This is a genomic window from Rhodopseudomonas sp. NSM (assembly GCF_052445935.1).
GTDB lineage: Bacteria > Pseudomonadota > Alphaproteobacteria > Rhizobiales > Xanthobacteraceae > Rhodopseudomonas.
The window spans coordinates 1-24,157 of sequence record NZ_JBQTCH010000009.1 but is presented as its reverse complement, the minus strand read 5'-3'; the positions used below and the strand labels follow the sequence as shown (position 1 = coordinate 24,157).

Annotated in this window: 20 protein-coding genes; 12 read left to right on the top strand and 8 right to left on the bottom strand. The window is 66.6% G+C overall.

Annotated elements, in window-relative coordinates:
* Positions 1-91: 91 nt before the first annotated feature.
* Positions 92-955 carry a LysR family transcriptional regulator gene (locus ACTZWT_RS20615; protein ID WP_444771550.1) on the bottom strand — a complete coding sequence of 288 codons (864 nt, stop codon included), beginning with the start codon at positions 953-955 and terminating at the stop codon, positions 92-94.
* Positions 956-1,049: 94 nt separating this feature from the next.
* Between ACTZWT_RS20615 and ACTZWT_RS20610 the strand changes: the two genes are divergently transcribed.
* A complete protein-coding gene (locus ACTZWT_RS20610) occupies positions 1,050-1,970 on the top strand; it encodes a DMT family transporter (RefSeq protein WP_444771549.1) in 921 nt (306 codons plus the stop codon).
* A gap of 28 nt (positions 1,971-1,998) precedes the next feature.
* Here the strand turns inward: ACTZWT_RS20610 and ACTZWT_RS20605 are convergent, their stop codons facing one another.
* From ACTZWT_RS20605 to ACTZWT_RS20590, 4 genes are all read right to left on the bottom strand, one after another.
* Positions 1,999-2,790 carry a TIGR02186 family protein gene (locus ACTZWT_RS20605; protein WP_444771548.1) on the bottom strand — a complete coding sequence of 264 codons (792 nt, stop codon included), beginning with the start codon at positions 2,788-2,790 and terminating at the stop codon, positions 1,999-2,001.
* A complete protein-coding gene (locus ACTZWT_RS20600; protein WP_444771547.1) occupies positions 2,790-3,713 on the bottom strand; it encodes a sulfite exporter TauE/SafE family protein in 924 nt (307 codons plus the stop codon). The genes ACTZWT_RS20605 and ACTZWT_RS20600 overlap by 1 nt, the downstream gene beginning before the upstream one ends.
* Before the next feature lie 168 nt (positions 3,714-3,881).
* The gene (locus tag ACTZWT_RS20595) at positions 3,882-7,223 is read right to left on the bottom strand and encodes a hypothetical protein (RefSeq protein WP_444771546.1); all 3,342 of its coding nucleotides are present in this window, start codon (positions 7,221-7,223) and stop codon (positions 3,882-3,884) included.
* Positions 7,224-7,447: 224 nt separating this feature from the next.
* Positions 7,448-7,996 carry a TetR/AcrR family transcriptional regulator gene (locus ACTZWT_RS20590; protein WP_444771545.1) on the bottom strand — a complete coding sequence of 183 codons (549 nt, stop codon included), beginning with the start codon at positions 7,994-7,996 and terminating at the stop codon, positions 7,448-7,450.
* Between the two features lie 303 nt (positions 7,997-8,299).
* Here ACTZWT_RS20590 and ACTZWT_RS20585 point away from each other — a divergent pair, with 303 nt between their 5' ends.
* The 3 genes from ACTZWT_RS20585 (at position 8,300) to ACTZWT_RS20575 (ending at position 11,930) form a co-directional block, all read left to right on the top strand.
* Complete coding sequence (locus tag ACTZWT_RS20585; protein WP_444771544.1) at positions 8,300-8,686, top strand: nuclear transport factor 2 family protein; 387 nt, start codon at positions 8,300-8,302, stop codon at positions 8,684-8,686.
* Between the two features lie 91 nt (positions 8,687-8,777).
* Complete coding sequence (locus tag ACTZWT_RS20580; protein WP_444771543.1) at positions 8,778-10,568, top strand: acyl-CoA dehydrogenase C-terminal domain-containing protein; 1,791 nt, start codon at positions 8,778-8,780, stop codon at positions 10,566-10,568.
* Positions 10,569-10,721: 153 nt separating this feature from the next.
* The gene (locus tag ACTZWT_RS20575; RefSeq protein ID WP_444771542.1) at positions 10,722-11,930 is read left to right on the top strand and encodes an acetyl-CoA C-acetyltransferase; all 1,209 of its coding nucleotides are present in this window, start codon (positions 10,722-10,724) and stop codon (positions 11,928-11,930) included.
* A gap of 108 nt (positions 11,931-12,038) precedes the next feature.
* On the opposite strand, the gene ACTZWT_RS20570 is transcribed toward ACTZWT_RS20575, so the two are convergent.
* Positions 12,039-12,812: an EAL domain-containing protein gene (locus tag ACTZWT_RS20570; RefSeq protein ID WP_444771541.1), complete on the bottom strand. Its 774-nt coding sequence runs from the start codon at positions 12,810-12,812 to the stop codon at positions 12,039-12,041.
* Positions 12,813-12,906: 94 nt separating this feature from the next.
* Here ACTZWT_RS20570 and ACTZWT_RS20565 point away from each other — a divergent pair, with 94 nt between their 5' ends.
* Together ACTZWT_RS20565 and ACTZWT_RS20560 are read left to right on the top strand one after the other, a co-directional pair.
* On the top strand, positions 12,907-15,123 hold the full coding sequence (locus ACTZWT_RS20565; RefSeq protein ID WP_444771540.1) for a 3-hydroxyacyl-CoA dehydrogenase NAD-binding domain-containing protein: 2,217 nt from the start codon (positions 12,907-12,909) through the stop codon (positions 15,121-15,123).
* A 286-nt stretch (positions 15,124-15,409) separates the two neighbouring features.
* Positions 15,410-17,155: a hypothetical protein gene (locus tag ACTZWT_RS20560; protein WP_444771539.1), complete on the top strand. Its 1,746-nt coding sequence runs from the start codon at positions 15,410-15,412 to the stop codon at positions 17,153-17,155.
* Positions 17,156-17,218: 63 nt separating this feature from the next.
* On the opposite strand, the gene gstA is transcribed toward ACTZWT_RS20560, so the two are convergent.
* Entirely contained in the window at positions 17,219-17,833 is a 615-nt protein-coding gene (gene gstA, locus ACTZWT_RS20555) for a glutathione transferase GstA (RefSeq protein ID WP_444771538.1), read from the bottom strand.
* 85 nt (positions 17,834-17,918) lie between these two features.
* Positions 17,919-18,830, bottom strand: a complete 912-nt coding sequence (locus tag ACTZWT_RS20550) for a hydrogen peroxide-inducible genes activator (protein ID WP_444771537.1) — start codon at positions 18,828-18,830, stop codon at positions 17,919-17,921.
* A gap of 114 nt (positions 18,831-18,944) precedes the next feature.
* Here ACTZWT_RS20550 and ACTZWT_RS20545 point away from each other — a divergent pair, with 114 nt between their 5' ends.
* The 6 genes from ACTZWT_RS20545 (at position 18,945) to ACTZWT_RS20520 (ending at position 23,630) form a co-directional block, all read left to right on the top strand.
* Complete coding sequence (locus ACTZWT_RS20545; RefSeq protein WP_444771536.1) at positions 18,945-19,388, top strand: Dps family protein; 444 nt, start codon at positions 18,945-18,947, stop codon at positions 19,386-19,388.
* Between the two features lie 364 nt (positions 19,389-19,752).
* A complete protein-coding gene (locus ACTZWT_RS20540) occupies positions 19,753-20,244 on the top strand; it encodes a MarR family winged helix-turn-helix transcriptional regulator (RefSeq protein WP_444771535.1) in 492 nt (163 codons plus the stop codon).
* A gap of 93 nt (positions 20,245-20,337) precedes the next feature.
* On the top strand, positions 20,338-21,708 hold the full coding sequence (locus tag ACTZWT_RS20535; protein ID WP_444771534.1) for a glutamate--cysteine ligase: 1,371 nt from the start codon (positions 20,338-20,340) through the stop codon (positions 21,706-21,708).
* A 137-nt stretch (positions 21,709-21,845) separates the two neighbouring features.
* The gene (locus tag ACTZWT_RS20530) at positions 21,846-22,400 is read left to right on the top strand and encodes a PAN domain-containing protein (RefSeq protein ID WP_444771728.1); all 555 of its coding nucleotides are present in this window, start codon (positions 21,846-21,848) and stop codon (positions 22,398-22,400) included.
* 83 nt (positions 22,401-22,483) lie between these two features.
* Positions 22,484-22,897, top strand: coding sequence for a thioredoxin family protein (locus tag ACTZWT_RS20525; protein ID WP_444771533.1), 414 nt, complete (start codon positions 22,484-22,486; stop codon positions 22,895-22,897).
* Positions 22,898-22,901: 4 nt separating this feature from the next.
* The gene (locus ACTZWT_RS20520) at positions 22,902-23,630 is read left to right on the top strand and encodes a cytochrome c biogenesis CcdA family protein (protein WP_444771532.1); all 729 of its coding nucleotides are present in this window, start codon (positions 22,902-22,904) and stop codon (positions 23,628-23,630) included.
* The last annotated feature ends 527 nt before the right edge of the window (positions 23,631-24,157 follow it).

Below are 24,157 nucleotides of genomic sequence, written 5' to 3'. Positions count from 1 at the left end.
GATTCCGGGTTCGCGCTGTGCGCGCCCCGAAATGACTCGCGGCGAGGTTGGGGCAGAAATACACAGCGACGCATCGCGCCGTTCGGCCGATTCACGCCGCCTTGGCGTAAACCTCTTCGCAGAATTCGGCGAGCTTGTCGGCGAGCCGCAGCGTGGCGGGGCTCGCCTGCGGCGCGGCGACCAGCGCCAGTTCGGTGCGGTCGATCGGCGGAAAGCCGTCGCGTGCGGTCAGCTTGCGGTGCTCGGCCTGGATCGCGATTTCCGACAGGATCGAAAGCCCCAGCCCGGCGGCGACCGCAGCCTGAATGCCGGCGAGATTGGCGCTGGTGTACGCCATGTGCCAGCGCCGCCCGGCCGATTCGATCGCGTGGATGGCGCTGCGGCGATACAGGCAGCCGCCCGGGAAGAAGATCAGCGGCACCGGGTCCGCCTTGGCGTTGCATGGGTGATCCCTGCTGTTCACCCAGTACACCCGCTCCGGCCACGCCGCGATCGCGCCTGCGCCACCTGCTTCGCGCTTCAGCAGCGCGAGATCGAGATCGCCGCGTTCGAGATCGCGCTTCAGGTTGAGGCTCTGGTCGGCGCGGACGTCGAGCCGCAGCCCGGGCCTTGCGCGCGCGAAGCTGCCGAGCAGCCGCGGCAGGCGGTAGGCCGCGAAGTCTTCCGGAATGCCGAGCCGGATGGCGCCGCCCTGTCCCGCTCGCGCCACCATGTCGCGCGCTTCTTCCGCCAGCGCCAATAGCCGCCGCGCGTATGACAGCAGCCGCTCGCCGGCCTCGGTCGGCGTCACATCCTTGCCGGTGCGATTGAGCAATTGCTGGCCGAGATCGTCCTCCAGCCGCCGGATCTGCTGACTCACCGTCGACTGCGTCCGGTGCACCCGCTCGCCGGCGCGCGTGAACCCGCCGGCATCGACCACAGAAACGAAGCTGCGCAGCAATTCGAGGTCCAGCATCGACGCACCATTCGAAAATCCACTGGGATCTATTCTATCATTTAATTTCTCAATGACAACGCGGGTGCCTAAACCGGCTGGACAGGAGACCGCCATGTCGCTGGTGCCCGCCACGTCCTTGACCACGCCCGGCTTCAACACCCGGCCGCTGCAGATCATGTTGTTCTGCGGGCTGTGGAGCTTCGCCTTCGTCGCCGGCAAGGTCGGCGTCGCCGACTGCCCGCCGCTGATCCTGCTGGCGGGGCGGTTCACCCTCGCCGGCGTGCTGATCCTCGGCATCGCGGCGGTTCGCCGCGAACCATGGACGCTGCGCCCGCGCGACGTTGCGATCTGCGCGCTGCTCGGCCTAGCCAACAACGCGCTCTATCTCGGACTCGGCTATGTCGGCCTGCAAACCGTCTCCGCCGGCATCGGCGGGCTGATCGTCAGCGCCAATCCTGTGTTCACCGCGGTACTGGCGGCGTTGCTGCTGCACGAAAAGCTGACCTGGCGGAAACTCGCCGGGTTGGTGCTCGGCGTCGCCGGCGTCGCCTTCATCGTCTGGCACCGCATCGCGATCGGGGCCGAGGCGTGGCAGGGCATCGCCTTCACGCTGGCCTCGCTCGCGTCGATCGTCGCCGGCACTATTCTGTTCAAGCGACTCGCGCCGCAAGGCAGCCTGTGGATCGGCAACGGCATCCAGAACCTCGCCGCGGGCCTGGCGCTGACACCTCTCGCTTTCACGCTGTCGAGCGTCGGCGACATCGTGCCGAGCTGGCGACTTGCCGGCGCCTTCGCGTACCTGGTGCTCGGCGGCTCGATCGTCGCCTACTGGCTGTGGTTCCGGTTGTTGACGCTGTACGGCGCGACCGCGGCGAGCGCCTGGCATTTCGTGATGCCACCGCTGGCGATGCTGTTCGCATGGGTCGTGCTCGGCGAAGCCATCGACGGCCGCGATCTGCTCGGCGTGATCCCCGTCGCAATCGGCATTTACCTGGTGACGCGGCCGACCCGCCCCGCAATGACGGCGGGGTAGCATCGGCGCGGCGTCGGTCGGAACAGCGCTAGTCTCGCCTGAACACGATCGACGCCATCCATCCGGTCGCCAGCGCCATCAGCGCGGTCACCAGGCCGTAGATGATGCCGTGCTGCCTCGCCGCGGTGGCGACGAATTGTTCGAAGCCGACCTTGGCGATTTCGAACGAGGTCTCGGTCTGGGTCAGCAGTTCGCCATTGCCGAGCAGCTTGATGTGCACCTCGTAGCTGCCGATCGGCACTTCCGCCGGCAGCGGAATGCCGGTGCGGAACAGCGTCGGCGTCAGGAATTTCACTGCCGCCGGGTCCTCGGCGTACAGCTCGCGCTCCTCGCGCAGGCGCACGAAAGCGGTGCGGAACTGGTCGTCGGCGACGACGTCGGCGTAGTCGGTGCCGATCCGCTGGGTCAGCAGCGTGTGCCTGATGCCGAGTTGCTGCCGCCGCCGCACGTCGGGCGCGGCGATCGCCTCGATCGGCCGGTTTGAAAACACCGCCAGATAGCTCGGCACCATCAGGAATTGCCGCGAATCGGTGTTGATCCAGATGCCGAATTTCCGCTCCTTGCGGCGCGTCACCATGTCGGTGCGCGGGCCGATCACGGTGACCACCAGATCGTACGGCATCTGCGCGACCGGCGCCGGCGTGTCGCGTTCGACCGAGCCGAACAGCACCAGCTCGCCGCCGGAATAGTTCGGCGTCACCGTGACGCGGGCGTTGGAGACCGAAACGATCAGTTTTTCCGCGTGTGCCGGGCAAGTGACGGCGAGCCCGATCAGCGCAGCGATGGCGAACGTCAGGGCTGATCCGGCGCGCCGCATCATCAGCTCGGCCCCGTGTCACGGACGGTGAACAGTTCGTTCGGGCGGATCCCGAGCTCGATCCCGAAGCGGATGCCGACAGCGAGCACCAGAAGGCCCAGCAGCAGCCGGAGCTGTTCGCTGCGGATGCGCTGGCCGGCGCGGGCGCCGAACTGCGCGCCGGTGACGCCGCCGACCATCAGCATCAGCGCCAGCACCGCGTCGACCAGATGATTGGTCGCGGCGTGCAGGATGGTGGCGATCAGCATCGTCACCAGCGTCAGCACCATCGAAGTGCCGACCACCATGCTGGTCGGTACCCGCAGCAGATAGATCAGCATCGGCACCAGAATGAAGCCGCCGCCGACCCCCATCACCGCGCCGATGAAGCCGATCAGGAGGCCGATCGCCACCACCGGAATCACCGACAGATACATTTTGGAGCGCTTGAACCGGATCTTCAGCGGCAGCGCGTGGATCCAGTTGCGGTTGCCGGTGCGGCCGCTCAGCGCGACCTCGCCGCGGCGGGTGCGCAGGATCGCCCGCAGGCCCTCATAGACCATCAGCCCGCCGACCGCCGTCAGCAGTACGACATAGGATAGCGCGATGGTCAGATCGAGCTGGCCGATCGCGCGCATCAGCACGAAGAACCACACGCCCAGAGCGGTGCCGGCGACGCCGCCGCACAGCAGCACGAAGGCCAGCATCGGATCGATCGCGCGGCGTCGCCAGTAGGACAGCGCGCCGGAGAACGAGGAGGCCGCCATATGGCTGGTGACCGAAGCCACCGCGACCGCGGGCGCGATGCCGACGAAGATCAGCAGCGGCGTCAACAGAAAGCCACCGCCGATGCCGAACATCCCGGACACGAACCCGACAGCAGCGCCCATCGCGAGGATGAGCAGGACGTTGACCGGAAGGTCTGCGATCGGAAGATAAAGCTGCACGCGCGGTCGCTTCGGAGTTCGTCGCTGTGGCTGAAAGCGCGGATCGCGAGCGACCCGGCAGCCCCTGAATAGCCGAAATCGACCTGAGCAGGGATTAACGAATCCGCGACGACGGGGCTTTTTTCAGCCCGGCCGGCGTCTCGTTTCCAAGACGGTGAACGAACAGGCTTAACGCGCCGCGCGCTTGCTGGCCGCAGGCTTGGCGGCTGCGGTCGGCTGCGCATCCCAGCCGCCCGCGGGCGCGGAGACCTTGACCGCGTCGTCCGGCTGCGGCTCGACCGTGAAGGTCTGGATCGCGAGCCTGGCTGCCGACAGCGATTGCGGATCGAGTCGCTTGGCGACGTCGTCGCGCTTGCGGGCGGAATCGGCGTCGCCCTGGGCGGCGGCGAGGCTGAACCATTTGAACGATTCGGCGAGGTTCTGTTCGACCCCGATGCCGCGCGCATACAGGATGCCGAGGTTGAACTGGCTGTCGGCGACGCCGCGCTCCGCCGCCTTGCGGAACCACTCCGCCGCGCTCTTGTAGTTGGCGCCCTTGGTGCCGCCGTCGGCGTCGAGCACCGCGAGATTGTGCATTGCCTTGGCATTGCCGCGCTCGGCGGCCTGAATGTAGTAGCGGCGGGCCGTGTCGAGGTCCTTCTTCACCCCGAGACCCTTCTCGTTGAGGGTCCCCATCCGGAACATCGCCGGCACGATGCCGGCCTGCGCCGCGCGGCCGTACCACTTCGACGCTTCCTCGTAATTCGCGGTGACGCCCTTGCCCTCGGCGTAGCGGGTCGCAACCTCATGGGCCGCCGCGGCGTCGCCCTTCAGCGCGGCCTTGCGCAGCGCCGGTCCGCCGATCGCGTCCGGCAGGGTTTCGCCGGCCGGGATCGCGACCGTGGCGGCCGCGCTCGGAGCGGTGCTCGCCTGCGGCGACGGGATCGTGCCGGTGACATCGGCGGATGCAGGAGCGATCGGTGCAGCCGGAGCGGGCGCCCGGGGGGGCGCGAACAGCGATTGCTGGTTGATCGGGGTTGGGGACGTCATCGACGGCGCCGGCGCCGGCGCCGGGGCGGCCGGGTTCGTCGCGGCGGGCGGCGCCGCATCCTCGTCTTCGTCCGTCTCAGGCATCATCTGGGGCGCCGGCTCGCTCAGGCTGGCGGCGGGGACCATCTGGCCGTCATCGAGCAGGTTCATCGCCATCTTGAAGGTGCCGAGCACGATCACCACGACGCTGGCGCCGACCAGCAGCGACCGGATCTTGGATCCGATGGTGGAGCCGGGCTTGCCCGGGGTCGGGCCGGACTTGCCGCCGTCGCCCTTTGTGTTGTCTCCGGATTGCGCGGTGGCGGAGGCCGCCGCCTGTGCGGCACGGCGGGCGGCCGCAATGAAACTCGAACTGCTGGCGGGCTCCGGCTTGGCGCCGGCGAATTCGCTGATCGCGCTCTCGGAGGCTGCGATCCGCTCCGACGGCGATGCGACCCGGCCGGGGGGGCGGGTGCCGGGCTCGAGCGGATGATCCGGCGGCAGAGAAGCATCGGCCGGCAGCCGTGGCGCCATGATTTGCGGCTCGGGAGCGGCAGGGCGGCTGGCCGGTGGCGTCAGAATATCCAGGATCGCCCGAGGCGCGGGCGCGGGCGCGGCCGGTTCCGGCGCGGGACGCGTTGGCGCGAACTCCCGCGGCGCCGCCGCGAAGGCGGTCGCGGCAGCAGGATTCGGCAATTCGGGGCGCGGTGGCAACGACACCTGAGGCGACACTTGCGGCGGCGCGACCGAAGCGGTGGCGGCCGGCTGCGGCTGCGGCTTCGGAGGCTCGCGCGTGGCGGCGGGCTGGGGCGCAGCCCGCGCATTGCGCAGGTCGCCTTCGATCATTGCCAGCCGGTCGACGACATGGCCGAGCGTGTTGTGCACCGCCTCCAGCGAATCCTGGGTATGGCGACCGACTTCCGACTGGCTCAGGCGGATGTCGGAAATTTCGCGTTTGATCGATTCGACGACGCCGGAATCGAACTGCGGGGCGGCCGCGCGACCGAGATCGGCGATGTGGTGGAAGTTTTCCTGCTGCCGCTCGAGCATCCTGAGGATGTCCTGCAGCCCTTCCTCGACGCGGCCGAGATCGCCGCTGCCGCGCTGGGCGGCGGCCGTCTCCATCCGCTCGAGCAGATAGGAAACGCGCTGTTCGAGATGCGCGAACGCCGACGGGCTGTCGTTGCCGACCGGCATGTGATCGAGCCGCTCCGACAGCGCGCGGACCGCGCCTTCGAGCTGCTCGGTGGATTCGGTGGCGACCGGCCGCTCGCGGTTCTCCAGCGCCGCAGTCAGCGCCGAGATGCGGCTTTCCAGCGCCGCGAAGGAATCGCTGTGGCTGTCGGCGCGCGCGAGCTGATCGACCTTGTCGGCCAGCGTGTGGACGTTGCCGCTGAGCTGCGCCAGCGCCTCGTTGGAGGCGACATTGGAAACGATGCCGCGCAGCGCGCCGATCGCATTCTCGAGCTGCTGAATCGTGCCGGGATCGTCGCTGTTGCGCACGATCATGTCGATCTTGCCGCCGAGATTGCGGATCGCCTCGTCGAAGCCGGCGAGCTGCTCGGCCGGCGTCAGCGAGCGCAAGGCATCGCGGATTTCGCCGAGCGCGCGTTCGATCCCGGCGATCACGCCGGCGTCGCTGCCATTGGAGCGAGTCTCATCGAGCCGCTGCGACAGCGATTTGATCTCGCTTTCGAGCGACTCGATCGCCTTGCGCGGCATCGCTTCGGTGATGGTCTGGCGGATGTCGGCGAGATCGGCGCGGAACGCCGCGATCGACTGTTCGATCACGTCGGGGCGCTGCAGCGCGTCGATCTGGCTGGTGATCTTGAGGAGCTGCCGCTCCAGGCTGGAAAAATCGGGTCCCGGCCGGGCCTGCGGCGGCGTCATCGCCGGAGCGATCGGTGGCGAGTGGCGCAGCGGCATCTGGTCGACCGGCGCATCGAGCTCGGACTGGCGCGCGGCGATTTCGGCGATCGCGCGATCGAGCGAACCCGGATCGAGCGGCGGCGAGGCGTGATAGACCTGCGCCGCGGCGCGCTCGACGCGTTCGGTCGGGGTCTGTGGGGCGGAGAAGGGCTGTTGCGGCGCGGTCGCTGACGGAGCCGCTGACGGAGTCGCTGACGCCGCCTTGGGCTCTGTGATCCGTGCCAGCCGGGCGTCGAGCCGCGAAATCGCGTCGTTGAGCTGCCGCGCCACGCCGGGCTCGTTGCGCACCGCCGGGGGGCGGGAAATCTGGTCGATCTGGCGGGCGATGGAGTCCAGCCGTTGGTGAATTTCAGCGACCTCTGTCGCGTTCTTTTCCGCCAGCGGGGCGCGGATCGGCTCCCGGGCAGTGTCGGCCGAGCGCGGCTGCGGCTGTGGCTGCGTTTGAGACGCGGTATCCCCGAGCTGACCATCGATCCAGTCGGCGAGCGACATGCCGGCGCGCTTGGCGGCGGCCTCCGCCCTTTCGCGCACTGACGGTTCGATGCCCTCGACGCTCCACGATACGCGATTCATGCCCTTGTCCGCTTCCGAACTGGCGCCTGTGGGCGCCCGCGAATCCTCCCCGTCGTGTCCCGTGCCGAAAGACACCCGAATTCAATGCGGGAGGGCCGCCTCTGGCATCGACTTTTTCCTGTTAGGGTAAATACCGAGTTAAGGATTGCGCCGGCGACGCCGTAAAGTTGTCGGTCGCGACCCGCCCGCCACACCTTCGCGCGGTCGCCCGGTGTGTTCGCTCGCTATCGGGTGAACAGGGCGCTCAGATCGTCGATATCCGATTCCGTCACGACGGTGTGCGCCGGATTTAGCACCGCGGTCTGGCCGATATAGGCCCAGTACAGGAACTCGGCCCGCGGCAGCGCGCGCCGGCTTTCGACGCCCGACTCGATCATCAGCTTGGACAGATAGTCGATGCGCCGGGCATCCACCGAGGCAACCATCTGGGCCGCGGCGGAGTCGGTCGCGGCCAGCTCACGGATCGCCCTGTCGAGACTTCGGTCCTCGTTGAAGGCGAGTTTCATCAGGTGCGTCAGTCGGGCAGGGCCGATGATCGAGGTGTCGATCTCGCGAAACACCTGATCGGTCGCCCGTTCCTGCCAGAGTTGCAGGAGCTGGAGCCGGTAATCCGTCGCGTCCCTGAAGTGCCAGTAAAAGCTTCCCCGTGACACCTGCAATCCGGCCGCCAGATCGCCGACCTTGAGCGCTTGCGGGCCGCGCCGCGCCAGGGTGCGCAGCCCGTGGGCGAGCCAGTCCGAACGTGTCAGCCGATCCTTGGTATCCGAGTCCATGTCGGGACCATACACCAGTGTATTGACAGGTCCAGCCTGCGCCGTTACATGCCATTCATAGGTGTATGGAATTGATCGTCAGAGTGCGCGCCCCCTCGCGGCCGCCCGGATCATCCTGTGGGAGGAGCGCTCATGCACGACATCCTGGCCCGGCGCTGGATCCGCGCGACCGCCGCGTTGCGGCCTCCGCAAGTCGGCGCGGCTGCGCATGTCGATTGATGTTGCGCGCGACTCGTGTTCGGCAACATCCTCCCTCTCCTTACGTCCCTCCACAATTTGTCCCGTTGATCTGGAGCGTCGCCGATGGCCTTGACCGGGCTCGACAAGTGGTACGCCTTCATGAAGTCCAAGGACGAGGCCGCGTTGTGGGATCTGCTGCATCCCGACGCCGTGTTCGAGAGCCCGGTGGTTCATACGCCGCAGGCCGGGCGCGAGATCGTGTTCAAGTACCTCAGCAGCGCCGAGAAGGTGCTCGGCGGCCCGGGGTTTACCTATGTGGGCGAATGGCGCAGCGATGACGGCGCGGTGCTGGAATTCGAGAATGTGATCGACGGCGTCAAGCTCAATGGCGTCGACATCATCACTTTCGCCGACGATGGCCGTATTACCCGTTTCAAGGTCATGGTAAGACCGCTGAAAGCGATCAACCTGCTGCATCGGCTGATGGGAGAGCAACTGGCGCGACAATAAGGCGCCGGCAAACGGTCGAATTCATCTGGCCGCCGTGTGAAATCCATTCAACGGCGGACCCCTCGCAACTGATCCCGATCGAGAGAAACGCATGACGATCTACAAGGCCCCGGTTGAAGATGTCGGCTTCCTGCTGAACGACGTGTTTCATTTCGACAAGTACAATAACCTGCCCGGCTTCGCCGATGCTGCGCCCGACGTCCGCGACGCGATCATCAACGAGGCGGCGCGGCTGAGCGAGCAGGTACTGGCGCCGCTCAACGCGGTCGGCGATCGCGAGGGCTGCGTCCGCCACGACGACGGCAGCGTCACCACGCCGAAGGGCTTCAAGGAAGCCTACAAGCAGATCGCCGAAGGCGGCTGGCTCGGCCTGTCGTCGCCGCCCGAATTCGGCGGCCAGGGCCTGCCGGTGACGCTGACGCAGACCGTCGCCGAATTCCAGATCTCCGCCAACATGGCGTTCTCGATGTATCACGGCCTGACCATGGGCGCCGCCGCGGCGCTGCTGGTCCACGGCAACGCCGAGCAGAAGGCGCTGTATCTGCCGAAGATGACCGCCGGCGAGTGGACCGGCACCATGAACCTCACCGAGCCGCAATGCGGTACCGACCTCGGGCTCTTGCGCACCAAGGCGGTGAAGCAGGCCGACGGCAGCTACAAGATCACCGGCACCAAGATCTTCATCTCCGCCGGCGAGCACGATTTGTCCGAGAACATCATCCATCTGGTGCTGGCGCGGATCGAAGGCGCGCCCGCCGGCATCAAGGGCGTCTCGCTGTTCGTGGTGCCGAAAATCCTGGTCAATGCCGATGGTTCGCTCGGCGCCCGCAACGGCGTGATGTGCGGCTCGATCGAGCACAAGATGGGCATCCACGGCAACGCTACCTGCACCATGAACTACGACGAGGCCACCGGCTGGCTGATCGGCGAAGAGAACAAGGGCATGCAGGGCATGTTCGTGATGATGAACGAGGCTCGCCTCGGCGTCGCCGTGCAGGGCCTCGCTCAGTCCGAGGTCGCGTATCAGAACGCGGTCGCCTATGCGCGCGAGCGGCTGCAGGGCCGCGCGCTGTCGGGGCCGAAGGCGACCGACAAGCCGGCTGATCCGATCATCGTGCATCCCGACGTGCGCCGCGTGCTGCTCACCATCCGCGCCTTCAACGAGGCGGCCCGCGCGCTGGTGATGTGGACCGCGTTGAAGAGCGACGTCGCGCATCGCTCCGACGACGCCAAGGAACGGCAGATCGCCGACGATCATCTCGGCCTGATGACGCCGGTGCTGAAGGGCGTGCTGACCGATGTCGGCTTCTCCAACGCGGTGCTGGCGCAGCAGGTCTATGGCGGCCACGGCTACATCGCCGCCAACGGCATGGAGCAGTTCGTTCGCGACGCCCGCATCGCGATGATCTACGAGGGCGCCAACGGCATTCAGGCGCTCGACCTCGTCGGCCGCAAGCTGCCGCGCGACGGCGGCCGCGCGGTGATGGCGTTCTTCGCCGAGGTCGGCGCCTTCGCCAAGGAGCACGGCGGCGACGAGGCGATGAAGCCGTTCGTCACGCCGCTGTCGACCTCGCTCGGCCATCTGCAGCAGGCCACCACCTGGCTGATGCTGAACGCGATGGCGGCGCCCGACAATGCCGGCGCCGGCGCCACCGATTACATGCAACTGTTCGGCCTGGTGGCCTGCGGCTACATGTGGGCGAAGATGGCCAAGGTCGCGCAGGACAAGATTGCCGCCGAGGGTGCCACGCCCTATCTGACCACCAAGCTCGTCACCGGCCGGTTCTTCATGGAGCGCTCGCTGCCCGAAACCGCGCTGCATCTGGCGCGGATCCAGACCGGCAGCGCCACCACGATGGAATTGCCGGCGGAAGCGTTCTGACGAAGCGGCGTCATTGCGAGCGCAGCGAAGCAATCCAGTGCTGCAAGCAAAAGCTGGATTGCTTCGTCGCTTCGCTCCTCGCAACGACGGATCGACATGCGATTGTGTAATTCGTCCGGCACTCTGAGCGCGGACCGAAACGGGAGAGAACCGATGCCCGAAGCCTATATCTACGATCACGTTCGCACGCCGCGCGGCCGCGGCAAGGCCGATGGCTCGCTGCACGAGGTGACCGCGCTGGCGCTCGCCACCGTGCCGCTGAAGGCGCTGAAGGAACGTAACAACCTGAAGCAGGACGTGGTCGACGACGTCGTGATGGGCGTGGTCGATCCGGTCGGTGAAGCCGGCTCCGACATCGCGCGGTTCGCGGCGATGAACGCCGGCCTCGGCGAAGCCGTTCCCGGCATCCAGATCAGCCGGTTCTGCGCGTCGGGTCTCGACGCGGTGAACTTCGCCGCGGCGCAGATCATGAGCGGCCAGCACGAACTGGTGATCGGCGGCGGCGCGGAATCGATGAGCCGTATCGGCATCGGCGCTTCGGGCGGCGCCTGGCCGATGGACCCGTCGATGGCGGTGCCGTCCTACTTCATGCCGCAGGGCGTCTCGGCCGACCTGATCGCGACCAAATACGGTTTCTCGCGCGACGACGTCGACGCCTACGCGGTGCAGAGCCAGCAGCGCGCCGCGAAATCGTGGGACGAGGGCCGGTTCGACAAATCGGTGGTGCCGGTCAAGGACATCAACGGCCTGACCATTCTGGCCAAGGACGAGCACATGCGCCCGACCACGACGATGCAGTCGCTCGGGCAATTGCAGCCGTCATTCGCCGCGATGGCGATGATGGGCGGTTTCGACGCGGTGGCGATCCAGTCGCATCCGGAAATCGAGAAGGTCAACTACGTCCACCACGCCGGCAACTCGTCCGGCATCGTCGACGGCGCCGGCGCGGTGCTGCTCGGCAGCAAGGAAGCCGGCGCGAAGCACGGCCTCAAGCCGCGCGCGAAAATCCGCGCCTTCGCCAATATCGGCTCGGAGCCGGCGATGATGCTGACCGGCCCGGTCGACGTGACGAAGAAGCTGTTCGAGCGTTCGGGCATGAAGAAGGGCGACATCGACCTGTTCGAACTCAACGAGGCGTTCGCCTCGGTAGTGCTGCGCTTCATGCAGGCGTTCGAGATCGACAACGACCAGATCAACGTCAATGGCGGCGCGATCGCGCTCGGCCATCCGCTCGGCGCCACCGGCGCGATGATCCTCGGCACCGTGCTCGACGAGCTCGAGCGCACCGACAAATCGACCGCGCTGGTGACGCTATGCATCGGCGGCGGCATGGGCACCGCGACAATCATCGAGCGGGTGTGATCGGCTGCATCGGGGCCGTAGGGTGGGCAGAGCGAAGCGTGCCCACCATCCCGGTCTCGGTCGTTCGCGTGGGCACGGCGCTTTCGCGCCTTTGCCCACCCTACGTCGCTACACGGCAGCTTTGACGTCGATCGACGGCTTCAGCAGCGGCACCTCGGGCAGAGCCATCAGAGCGGGCTTGGCGAAATGATAACCCTGGAACAGCGAAATCCCGGCGGCGCGCAGCACGGCGCATTCCTGTTCGCATTCCACGCCCTCGGCCAGCACGCGGATGTCCAGTTCGCGGGCGATGCCGACGATGCCTGCCACGATCGCCTGCCTGGCGCGGCTGAGATGGATATCGCGCAGCACCTCCATGTCGATCTTGATCAGATCCGGCTGCAGCTTGGCGAGCAGGCTGAGGCCCGCATAGCCGGCGCCGAAATCGTCGAGCGCGGTGAGGAAGCCGAGCTTGCGGTAAGCCTCGATAATTTTGATCACGTGAGCGACATCGACCATCCGCTCGTTCTCGGTGAATTCGAACATCAGGTTCCGGTGCGGGAACCCGGCGCGCTTCGCCGCAGCCAGCGACTTCTGGATGCAGGCGTTGGGTTCGTACACTGCGTTGGGCATGAAGTTGATCGACAGCTTGGTGTCGGTGTCGGGGAACAGCGCACCGGCGGTTTCGATCGCCAGGACGCGGGCGGCCTGGTCGAAGCGGTAGCGCATCTCGTCGGAGACCTGCGACAGCACGGTGCCGGCTGGCTCGCCGTTCGGACCGCGCACGAGGGCCTCGTAGCCCCACACCCGCTGCGCCGACAGATCGACGATCGGCTGGAAAGCCATCTTCATCTCGAAGGGGATCGACATGTCGTCGCGACACTCGGCGCACGCGGAACTCATCACTCGCCTCGCTTTCGGACTTTTGAAGGCCGGAGCCTAGTCAGCATCTCTTAAGCAACGTTTAGCTAATCAGTTAGAACCGGAGCACACCGCGATGAGCTACAGCAACTTCAAGATCGAGACCGATTCCGACGGCATCGCGCTGGTGACCTGGGATCTGCCCGGGCGCTCGATGAACGTGCTCGATACCAGGACCATCGAGGAACTCGGCGCGATCGTCGAGCAGACCACCAAGGACGCCGCGGTCAAGGGCGTGGTGATCACCTCCGCCAAGGAGTCGTTCTGCGCCGGCGCCGACCTGGCAATGCTGGAAACCATGAACAAGCAGTTCGCGCAGATCCGGAAGGACAAGGGCGAAGAAGCCGCGAAGCAGATGCTGTTCGACGAGAGCCGCAAGCTGTCGCAGATCCTGCGCAGCATCGAGACCTCGGGTAAGCCCTGGGTCGCTGCGATCAACGGCCTGGCGCTCGGCGGCGGCTTCGAAGTGACGCTGGCCTGCCATTATCGCGTTGCGGCCGACAATCCGAAGTCGCGGCTCGGCCTGCCCGAAATCAAGGTCGGCCTGTTCCCGGGCGGCGGCGGCACCCAGCGGATTCCGCGTATCGTCTCGCCGCAGGACGCGATGACGATCCTGCTCAAGGGCGATCAGATCAAGCTCGACAAGGCCAAGGCCTGGAAGCTGGTCGACGCCGTGGTGCCGGCGGCGGATCTGATCACGGCCGCGAAGGACCGGATCAAGGGCGGCGGCAAGGCGGTGGCGCCGTGGGACGAGAAGGGCTTCAAGCTGCCCGGCGGCCCGGTGTTCTCCAAGCAGGGCATGATGATGTTTCCGGCGGGGAACGCGATCTATCGCCGCGAGACCTACGACAACTACCCGGCCGCGCGCGCCATCATGAGCTGCGTCTATGAGGGCCTTCTGGTGCCGATGGATGTCGCGCTGCGGATCGAGTCACGCTACTTCGCCAAGGTGCTGCAGACCAAGGAAGCCGCGGCGATGATCCGCAGCCTGTTCCTGTCGATGCAGGAGCTGAACAAGGGCGCGCGCCGCCCGCAGGGCGTGCCGCCCACCAAGGTCAAGAAGCTCGCCATCATCGGCGCCGGCTTCATGGGCGCCAGCGTCGGCTACGTCTCGGCCAAGGCCGGCATCGACGTGGTGCTGATCGACCGCGATCAGGAAAGCGCCGACAAGGGCAAGGCGCATTGCAAGTCGGTGATCGACGGGCTGATCGCCAAGGGCCGCGCCAAGCCGGCCGACGCCGAGGCGCTGATGTCGCGCATCACCGCGACGCCGGACTACAACGCGATCTCGGATTGCGACCTGGTGATCGAGGCGGTGTTCGAAGATCGCAAGATCAAGGCGGAGACTTACGCCAAGGCGCAGCCGCTGCTGAAGGAAGGCGCGATCTTCGCCTCCAACACCTCGACGCTGCCGATCAATTCGCTGGCCGAAGAGTTCAAGGACCAGTCGAAATTCGTCGGCATCCACTTCTTCTCGCCGGTCGAGAAGATGATGCTGGTCGAGATCATCGTCGGCAAGAACACCGGCGACGTCGCGCTTGCGACCGCGCTCGATTACACCCGCCAGATCAACAAGACCCCGATCGTGGTCAACGATTCGCGCGGCTTCTTCGCCAACCGCTGCGTGCTGCGCTTCACCGCCGAAGGCCTCGAGATGCTGATGGAAGGCATCCCGGCGCCGATGATCGAGACCGCGGCGAAGATGGCCGGCATGCCGGTCGGGCCGCTGTCGCTGGCCGACGAGGTCGCGCTCGATCTGGTGCTCAAGATCATGAAGGCCACCGAGGCCGATCTCGGCGAACAGGCGGTCGATCAGCAGCAGAAGAAGCTGATGGTCGAGATGGTCGAAAAGCAGGGCCGCTTCGGCCGCAAGAACGCCAAGGGCTTCTACGACTATCCGGAGAAGGGCAAAGGCCAGAAGGCGCTGTGGGCCGGCATCGGCGCGCTGCAGCCCAAGCACGTCGATCCCGACACCGTCGACGTCGAGGAGCTCAAGCAGCGCTTTTTGGTGGTGCAGGCGGTCGAAGCGGCGCGCACCGTCGAGGATCACGTCATCACCGATCCGCGCGAGGCCGATGTCGGCTCGATCCTCGGCTTCGGCTTCGCGCCGTTCACCGGCGGCACGCTGAGCTACATCGACTTCATGGGCACCACGGAGTTCGTCGCGCTCTGCCACAAGCTCGAAGGCAAATACGGCTCGCGCTTCACGCCGCCGAAGCTGCTCGAAGACATGGCCAAGACCGGCGAGACCTTCTACCAGCGCTTCGCCCCGAAGAAGCAGGCGGCGGCGTAAACGACCTGCGTTCTCTCCGGCCTGCGGGAGGGAGAGTGCGCCGCGGTGCTGTCACGCGTCGCATCGATTTCGAAGGCCGAAAGGGAGGGCCGGATCGTCGATCCGGCCCTCTTCGTTCGACGTCGAGCATCGAAACGACAACCCCACGTCGTATGATCGACATCACACAACACTAGGTTCCCGGACCGCGCTGTTGCGACATTCGGGGGCTGTTGTGCTCGAACCAGAGAACTTCACGTCCACGCGAACGCGCTGGTCGGTCATCATTTGCGCCGGATGCTGGTTCGTGGCGGCTCTCTTGCAGATCGCGCCGACGCCGGCCGGCGCCGCATCGCTGGTGATCGACGCCGCCGGGATCGTCGCGGAGAGCGACAGCGGCGACGATCTCGCCACTTTGCGCGGCCTGTTCCAGGGCGCGCACGCGCCGCACGATTTCGCTTCGCTCGGGCCGCTGCAGCCGACGCTGTCCGGCCTCGGAATGAAGCGCATGCGGATTCTCCAGGCCGACGTCTACAGCGATCTCGACGGCGACGGCGTGTTCAGGCCGAGCCCGCCCGGCGTCTGGGACAATCTGACGGGGTCGATCGACTGGGCCCTCCAGCACGGGCTATCGCTGCATTTCCCGGTGGCCTACTTCATGCCGCTCAGCTTCGCCGCCTATGGCCCCGCGGAGACCTGGCCGCAGACGATCCTGGAGCGCTACCGGTCCTATGCACGGCAACTTGTCCAATATGCCGCGGCCCGATCTTTCGACGGCGGAGCGTCCTCGATCATTTTCGAAGTCAGCAACGAATTGGATATCGATGAGGGCGCGCCGCTGTCCTACCAGGAATGGTTGGCCTGGGTGGCCCAATGTTCCTGGGGATGCTCATACGCCGACAATCCGGTCGTGCTGGGCTATCCGCCGCTCGGTCCTTGGGGACGTGTCCTTTGGTGGATGGATCCTGCGACCTTCAGGGTCGCTTTTCCCGACATTTGGGGAGCGGATGGCTACCCGTTCCTCGACGATGTGCGGCGGGTCACCCGCGCGGTCGCGCCACTGCAAAAGGTCTATGCGGACGCCGTTGCGAGCGTCCTCGCCGACACGAATTTCATGGCGACCTATCCGGGCAAGACCATCGAGATCGCGGGGCCGGCGCTCGCCGGCCACTCGTTCCGGTCGGCCGAAGACCCGACCACGCATGCCAAACTCTCGACCCTGGAAGATCGATTCATCGATCACATGTTCGATGCCAACACCGCGTCGGGGCAGTTCAACGTTTCCAAGCTCGACTATTTTTCATTTCACTACTATGGCGACTTCCGCAACGGCCCCGACGGGCCGACGACCGCGCTCGGTTACATGACCGCCCGAATGCGAGAGAAATTGACCGCGGCGGGACATCCGGAAGTCAAACTGTTCGTATCCGAGTGGGGGCCGTCCGCCGATCTGTCGAGCGACATCAACTATTCGCACAAGGGCGCCGCCTGGGCCGCCGCCTTCCTGGCCGAAGCCGTCGCAAACAAGGTGGCGCTGGGTTCCTATCTCCAGTACACCGATGCAGTCGGCGAAGCCGCGACTGGGACGATCAACCAGGCCAGCCTGCTCCACAAGCTCGACGGCGCGTACTATCCGAAGCCGCCCGCCAATGTCTTTCGCATGTTCGCGATGATGTCGGGCGCGCGCCGGCCGGTGTCCGGCCTGTCCGCGAGCAATCCCGACCTCGGCGCCTTCGCCGCCAGCGATGCGAACTCCGCCGGCGTCGTGGTGGTCAACTACAATCCGTCGTTCACGGACGAGGCCGGCACCGCGCAGAGCTTCACCACCGAACTGCGAGCGCTGCCTTTCGCCGCGACCACGGTGACTGTCGAGCGCTATCTGATCGATGCCCGGACCAGCAATCTGCAGGCTTTTCTGACGCTGCCGAGCCATCCCTCCCCGGAGCTGCAGCGCGTCGAGCAGTTCACCGCCCAGGTGGATTCCGCGGGGAGCTTGAGCTTGCCGACTCGCACGCTCGGGCTCGGCGTCAGCTTCTGGCGGATCACCCGATAGCCCGGACGTGGCGATCGGAAGGGCCGGCCGCGTGCCGGTCCTTCCGGGTTGTCGGGGCTCGCCTCACGCCTTCTTCAACAGTCCTTCGCTCTGCAACGCCGCCTGCACCTGCGGCCGCGCGCCGACCCGGGCCTTGTAGGCATTGAGGTTGGCGAAGGAGGAAGTGTCGATCTTCATCCGCTCGGCCCAGCTCAGGATCACGAACAGATAGCCGTCCGCCACGGTGAATTGCGAGCCCATCAGGTAGTCCTTGCCGGCGAGCTGCTTGTCCGCATAGGCGAAATATTTGACGATGCGGTCCTTGAAGAACTGCTTGGCATCGTCGCCGAGCACCGGCGAGAACAGCGGTCCGAAGCTTTTGTGCAGGTCGGTGGAGATGAAATTCAGCCATTCCTGCAGCCGGTAGCGCTCGGGTGTGCCGTTCTCGGGTGCGAGCTTGCCGCCGCCGACCTTGTCGGCGATCATCTGCACGATCGCCGGGCCTTCGGTCAGCACGCTGCCGTCGTCGAGGCCGAGCGCCGGGACCGAGCCCTTGGGGTTGATCTGCGTGTAGTCGTCGCCGTTTTCCAGCTTCTTCGCCCGGAGGTCGACCTTGACCAGCTCGAACGGCAGGCCGGACTCGCTGAGCGCGATGTGCGGCGACAGCGAGCACGCTCCGGGTGAGTAATACAGCTTCATGGAGGTTCCTTCTCTTCGGCGATTGGAGGCAACGGCTGTGATTAGATGCAGTTGCGCGAGCGGGGTCAAGTTCGATGCATTTGCATCAATGCGGCGGGGCGCGGACCAGTTCGCGGGTGCGCCGGAAGATATCGCCGAGGCTGCGAAACAATTCCGTGTGGGCAGATGTCGTCCGCCACGCCAACACCACCTTGCGCGGACAGGCGTCCGGCAGCGGCGCGATAGCCACCTTCTGTCCGCCGAGAACGCCGGCGTCGAGCGCCAGATCCGGCAGCAGCGTAATGCCTAACCCTTCACTGACCATCGAGATCAAGGTCGATAGCGACGTCGCCGAAAAGCTCTCGTCCTGCTGGATGTCGTGGTCGGGGAAGGCGCTCAGCGCGTGGCGTTGCAGGCAATGGCCGCGCTCCAGCAACATCAGTCGGGCCCCGTCGAGCTGGGACACGCGCACCGGCTCGGGCCCGAAGCTGCCGGGCGGCGCGGCGAGGTGATAGCCGTCCTCGAACAGCTCCATGATCTCGATGCCGCTGGTCTCGAACGGCAGCGCGAACAGGATCAGATCGAGTCGCCCGTGATGCAGCCCATCGAGCAGCGGCTCGGTCATCTCTTCACGCATCAGCAATCTGAGTCGGGGAAAGGCGCGGCGGATCTCGGGCAGCGCCCGCGGGATCAGATAGGGCCCGATGGTCGGGATGGCGCCGAGCCGAAGTTCGCCGGAGTCCGGGCTGGCCTGGGCGGCGGCCAGCGTTTCGATCTCGCGCGCCGCCAGTAACACCGCGCGTGCGCGTGCGGTGATCACCGCCCCGACCGGCGTCAGCATCACCGAGCGCTTGGTGCGCTCAGCCAGCACGACGCCGAGCCGGTCTTCGAGCTCCTTCAGTCCCGCGCTCAGCGTCGGCTGTGTCACGAAACACTGCTCGGCCGCCCGCGAAAAATTCAGGGTGTCGGCGACGGCGACCAGGAAGCCGAGCTGGCGAAGGGTGATATTCGATTTCATATTGGAAAAATCTATCACAATCACAGAAATAATCAATTTCCCCAATTAAACTCGGGGGCCCTAGATGTCGGCTGTCGGCAACCCGAACCTGAACACCTGAAGGAGGACCAAGCTATGACCGCAGTCCCGCAAGCCAATGTCGACAGCCTGTCCCGGATCCTGGGACGGACGTTCGGCCTCTACATCCAGACCCATGGCTACCACTGGAACGTCGTCGGTCCGGATTTTCGTCGGCTGCATGCGACGTTCGAGGAGCAGTACAACGATCTCTGGAAGGCGCTCGACGACATCGCCGAACGGATCCGCAGTCTCGGGGCCTGTGCGCCGGGCTCGCTCGCCGAACTGACCGCGCTTGCCGGCGAACCTCCGGCGGCGGTGCAATCGGCCGATGCGATGGTGGCCGCAGTGATCGCCGGGCACGAGCGGCTCGCCGACGACCTGCGCACCGCGACCGCCGCCGCGCAGGCGGCCGGCGACGAGCCGACCGTCGGGCTTCTGACCGACCGCCTCGCCTGGCATCAGAAGCAGTTGTGGATGATGAAGGCCGCGCGCGCCTGAGTCCCGCCCACGGGCGCGATCCGTGAAGGATCGCGCCCGTGCGTGCGGGCCGAATCGGCCGGCGCAAGCCCGCACCGGAATCCGATGGCGGCTATCTCAAGATCCCGCTGGACTATTTCGAGCCGCGCTGATCCTGTCGTCCGCGCCGCGCGCCGGCTCGTGGGGCGGGCACCAACGGCTCGCTCCCTCCCCCGGTTGCAACGGTCGGCACGTAGCGTCGCCTCACGCGAACCGGCTTCGGCGCGTGAGGCCGCCAGGCCGAACCGGGTCCGTCGGGATTCCAGCGAGCGTGCCTGCCTGACAAGTCTGGATTGATGCAATTGCATATGTTGCGCTACACTCGGTCTGCACGATGGATGGAGCGATGAAGCGCAAACCGTCGACTGAGGCGACCGCGGCCTGGGTCCGCTTGATGCGGGTCCGCAGCCGGGTGCTGGACGCGGTCGAACTGGAATTGAAGAAGGCCGGCTTCCCGCCGCTCGCCTGGTACGACGCGCTGCTCGAATTATCGCGCGCGCCGGGCGGCGAGATGCGTCCGGTCGAGCTCGAGAAGCAGATGCTGATCCCGCAATATTCGACCTCGCGCCTGATCGACCGGCTGGTCGATGAGGGGCTGGCGGCGCGGCGCGAATGCAAGATGGACAAGCGCGGCCAGTTCGTGGAAATCACCGAGGCGGGACGCGAGTTGCAGAAGAAGATGTGGGCCGCCTATTCGGCCGCGATCGAAAAACACGTCGGCTCGAAATTGACCGACGCCGACGCGATGCGGCTGTGTGGCCTGCTCGACCGGCTGGGCTGCTCCTGCGACGGGGCCGCGGCCGTGCCGGCTGCGCGAGACACCGCGTCGTCGCGATGATACAGAGTTCCCCCGTTTCGCTCGCGGTTGTTGTCTCCCGCGACCCCCGCCACCTTGCGCAGACGATCCCCGCGCGTTGCTTCCGGAATTCTCATGGCGCGTGACCAGATCGATATGACGCCGCTGAACTCGCGCGACGAACTCGTCGCGTGGATCGAGGCGGGCGTCAAACCGCCGTCGGAATTCCGGATCGGCACCGAGCACGAAAAGACGCCGTTCACGCTCGAAGGCCATCGCCCGGTGCCTTACGAAGGCGCGCGCGGCATCGGCTCGCTGCTCGAGGGCATGAAGATCCTGCTCGGCTGGGAGCCGATCATGGAAGGTCCGCACATCATCGGGCTGCACGACGTCACCGGCGGCGGCGCGATCTCGCTCGAGCCCGGCGGCCAGTTCGAATTGTCCGGCGCGCCGGTCGACAACGTCCACCAGACCCATGCCGAACTGATGGCGCATCTGGCGCAGGTCCGCGAGGTCGCAGCGCCGCTCGGCATCGGCTTCCTCGGCCTCGGCATGACGCCGTCCTGGTCGCGCGACGACATTCCGGTGATGCCGAAGGGCCGCTACAAGATCATGACCAACTACATGCCGAAGGTCGGCCGCTACGGCCTCGACATGATGTACCGCACCTGCACGGTGCAGACCAATCTCGACTTCGCGTCGGAAGCCGACATGGTCAAGAAGCTGCGGGTCTCCGTTGCGCTGCAGCCGGTCGCGACCGCCTTGTTCGCCAATTCGCCGTTCACCGAGGGCAAGCCGAACGGCTTCCTGTCGTTTCGCTCCGAAATCTGGCGCGATACCGACAATGCCCGTTCGGGTATGATCCCGTGGGCGTTCGAGGACGGCATGGGTTTCGAGCGCTGGGTCGACTACGCACTCGACGTGCCGATGTATTTCGTCAAGCGCGGCGACGACTACATCGACGTCTCCGGCTCGTCGTTTCGCGACTTCTTCGACGGCAAGAACGACAAGATGCCGGGCGAGCGGCCGACGCTGTCGGACTGGGCCAACCATCTGTCGACGATCTTTCCAGAGGTGCGGCTGAAGCGCTATCTCGAGATGCGTGGCGCCGACGGCGTGCCGTGGGGCCGGCTGCCGGCGCTGCCGGCGTTCTGGGTCGGCCTGCTGTACGACGACGCCAGCCTGGATGCGGCCTGGGAGATCGTCAGGGGCTGGGACGCTTGGGAACGTCAGGCGCTGCGTGACGATGTCCCGCGGCTCGGCTTCAAGGCCAAGATCCGCAACCGCTTCCTGTTCGAGATCGCCAGGGATTGTCTGGTGCTGGCGCATGCCGGGCTTCGCCGACGCGGCCGGATCGATTCGTTCGGCAACGACGAATCGCGCCACCTCGCACCGCTCGACGAGATCATCGCGTCCGGCCGCACCCCGGCCGAGGAGATGCTGGAGAAGTTCAACGGCGCCTGGCACGGTTCGGTGGAGCCGGCTTACGACGAATACGCGTTCTGAGCCCCGGTTGGCGAGGGAAGCCCGTTCATCGCACGTACAGGTAGGCGACCGTCAGATGCCTTTTTGGTGTGGCGGTCCGGTCCTGTATTGGTGCACCGATCGGCGGGGATTCGGGCTCAATTCGAAAGCGGGTGTGGATGCGGCGAGGCGGCCCGCTCAGGGCATTGATACTCGTGCTTGCCGTTGCTGCGGCGGTGCTGGCGCCGCGCGTGGCGCAGGCGCAGGCCAATTTCGACCGGCCCGGCGCGGATTATCTGCGCGCGCCGGTTTCGAGCAACGACCCCGCCGACTGCGCGCTGATGTGCGAGCGCGACCGCCGCTGCCGGTCCTGGACCTTCGCCTATCCGCAGGCGCCCGAGGACGGCGCGTTCTGCTGGCTGAAGAGCAGCGTGCCGCAGCGCAGCCCGAATAATTGCTGCGTGTCCGGCGTGCGCGGCGCCGGCGTCCTCGAGCCACGCAGCGGCTCGATCGAGTCGTCGATCGACCGGTTCGGCGGCGACTACCGCAATTTCGAGCTGAAGCACAACGAAGGCGACGAGGCCTGCAAGGCGGCGTGCGAGCAGGACAACAAATGCCGCGCCTGGACCTATGCGAGGCCCGGCTATGTCGGTCGCAACGCCCGTTGCTTCCTGAAAAGCCAGGTCAAGCCACCGCGGCGCAAGCCCGGGTTTTTTTCCGGCGTGGTCAGGTAACGTTCGCCGGACCCCTCTCGTAACTCGGGCACGCATCACCGGCCGAGCCGGTGCAGGCGCGTCGCCAGCAGAGGGATTTCGCCATGTTTCAAGCTCGACTGACCCGAAAGACGTTCACGCGCGCCATTCTCGCCACCGCGCTGACGGCGATGATGCCGCTGGCATCGGCCTTCGCCAATCCGGTCACGCCCTACACGCCGTCCGCCTTCAAGGCGGCGCAGGCGGCCGGCGAGCCCGTGCTGATCGCCATTCACGCCGACTGGTGCTCGACCTGCAAGGCGCAGACGCCGATCATCGACCGCCTCGCGGGCGATCCGAAATTCGCCAAGCTCAAGATCTTCCGGGTCGATTTCGACGGCCAGAAGCCGGTCGTGAAGGAATTCGGCGCCAACATGCAGTCGACCCTGATCGTGTTCAAGGGCGCCACCGAGCAGGGCCGCTCGGTCGGCGACACCAAGGAGGCCTCGATCGCGACCCTGCTCGGCAAGGCGCTGTGACGCCGTGACCGCGCTGGCGCTGGCCTTCCTGGCCGGTCTGCTGTCGATCCTGTCGCCGTGCGTGCTGCCGCTGGTGCCGATCGTGCTCGGCGCTGCGGTGGCACAACACCGCCACGGTCCATTGGCGCTGGCAGCCGGACTTGCGCTGTCGTTCACGCTGATCGGGCTGCTGGTGGCGACCGTCGGCTTCAGCATCGGCCTCGACGGTGGCTTCTTCCGCACCGCCGCCGCGGTGATCATGATCGCGCTCGGCGCCGTCCTGCTGGTGCCGGCGGCGCAGGCGCGGCTCGCCGCGGCGGGCAGCCCGTTGTCCGGCATGGCCGATCAGTATTTCGGCGGGACGCAAGGCGGGACTCGAGGCTCGGGGCTGGCCGGCCAGTTCGCGATCGGGCTGCTGCTCGGCGCGGTGTGGTCGCCCTGCGTCGGTCCGACGCTGGGCGCGGCGTCGCTGCTGGCGTCGCAGGGCCGCGATCTGCCGACCGTGGCGCTGACCATGGCGGTGTTCGGCATCGGCGCGGCGCTGCCGCTGGTCGCGCTCGGATGGGTCTCGCGCGCGACGCTGATGGCGATCCGCAGCCGGCTGCTGTCGGCCGGCAAGCTCGGCAAGCTGCTGCTCGGGATCGCCTTCATCGCCATTGGCGTTGCCATTCTCTCCGGCGCCGACAAGCGGATCGAAGCCGCGCTGGTCGCCGCCTCGCCGCAATGGCTGACGAATCTGACGACGGCGTTCTAGAATGTTCGCCGGGATCGACGAGCGGGTCGAGCCGGGCGATGACGTTGGAGGATCAGGCGCGGCCATGCCAAGCGCCGTCATTGCCGGGCTCGACCCGGCAATACATCCTCTTCGCATAAACTTCTCCATGGCGCGCTGACGCGCGCGATGGATGCGCGGGCCTCCGCCGCGCCGAAGGGGCTTCGGCCCCGCAGGCGGGTCAAGCCCGCGCATGACGGGAGTGAGGGCGGCGAGCGCGTTGCCTCACATGACGTCCGTTTCACTTATCAAACAGCCACGTCCATTCGCTCTCGCGGCTCCGCTGAGCCCGAGTTGTGCACCCGTCGCTTCACAGCGAGGGGTGGGGGCGCGCCGCGTGGCGCGAAGGTGGTGAGTGTCGCGATGGCTTTGCGGACCATCGCGCAACGCCTCGTCGGCGCGCCCACCGCGGCGGTTTTGGGCATCGGGACCGTTCTTCCGGGAACACAGCGGAGCGGGATCTCCCCGGCCTTGCTGCGCCCGTCCAGCCACGAAAGCGGCAGCCGCTC